Here is a 690-nt window from a genome sequence, read left to right on the forward strand (position 1 = left end):
CGATAAAACCGCCTATCAGGCAAATGCCGTGTTTATTTGGCACTTCAAATTCCTGCCTGGTTTTCAAACCGCTGAGGATTTCTTGGCGGAATTTTTTCTCTATGGTATTGATCGCTTCTTTCTCTTGGGCTTTCCAGTTGGCAGGGGCTTTGCCATGATCAGAAGGGATACGGAAATAACTTCGTACGATATAGGCATCGTTATTATCCAGCTTGAAATATAAATCAGCTTCGTAGGGCATACCACGATCCCTGATAATATGCTCCCATTCAAAATCCCTGCGTGTTACCTGCATCATTGCCCGATCCGGAATCAGGGTGCGGGTATCGACGACAATATCGGTTCCATCTCTCCCATATTGTTTATTCTCATTGATGGTGCTTACGTTTCTATCCCAATCATTAAACATAATCATCACACTCCAGCCGTTGTAAGTCATGTGCGTACTGCCATGACGGCGTTTGGACGGCAGGCGCAATTGATAGCGGCCGCTGCAATAAGGCTGTTCTGTCCAATAGGCAGTATCGATGGTGGATTTGGTGACCGTTGGCGAAGTTTCTGCCGATGGGGACGCGGTGGGCGTGCAGGCTGTGGCTGCGAGTATGAGGGATAGGGCAGTTATGCGGATGATCATGGATAAGCTCCGTGATTGAATAGGGGTCGTCTGAAAGTATAGTTTGATTCAGACGA

General features: G+C 47.5%; 1 pseudogene. It reads right to left on the reverse strand.

The annotated features are described in order from the left end of the window. Window positions 1-634 (reverse strand): annotated as a pseudogene (locus tag HMPREF2572_RS06865) (hypothetical protein); the annotation flags it as partial. Window positions 635-690: the final 56 nt, after the last annotated feature.

The organism is Neisseria sp. HMSC064E01, from assembly GCF_001808875.1.
GTDB classification, from domain to species: Bacteria; Pseudomonadota; Gammaproteobacteria; order Burkholderiales; family Neisseriaceae; genus Neisseria; species Neisseria sicca_A.